Here is a 281-nt window from a genome sequence, read left to right as displayed (position 1 = left end):
CGCCGACCAGCTATACCAAGGGTGCCCTGGGTGATTGGAACGCCGCCTTGAATGATGCGGACACCGACCGGCTTGCCGCCGTTTTCCTGCGCGGGCTGGCCCGCCCTTTCAACCGTGCGGAAGAACTGTGGGCACCCAAATACCGACAGGCCGCCGTCGGCGCCTTCCTGACTGACAAGGCCGACGCCACCAAGGCCATCGACGCGGCCTATGCCGATGTCGCGCAGGCCTTCGAATATTTCCTGACGAGCGTGGGTCCGGATAAACCGATCGTGCTCGCC

At 64.4% G+C, this 281-nt stretch carries 1 protein-coding gene; it reads left to right on the top strand.

The window, feature by feature from the left end; all coding sequences use genetic code 11:
• Positions 1 to 281, top strand: a 281-nt coding sequence (locus L5876_RS14630; RefSeq protein WP_236957095.1) for a DUF3089 domain-containing protein, incomplete at both ends; no start/stop codon positions are given.

Origin of the sequence: Hyphobacterium sp. SN044 (assembly GCF_021864465.1) — a bacterium.
Lineage (GTDB): Bacteria > Pseudomonadota > Alphaproteobacteria > Caulobacterales > Maricaulaceae > Hyphobacterium.
The sequence above is the reverse complement of the archived record's forward strand: the minus strand, read 5'-3'. Positions and strand labels throughout refer to the sequence as shown.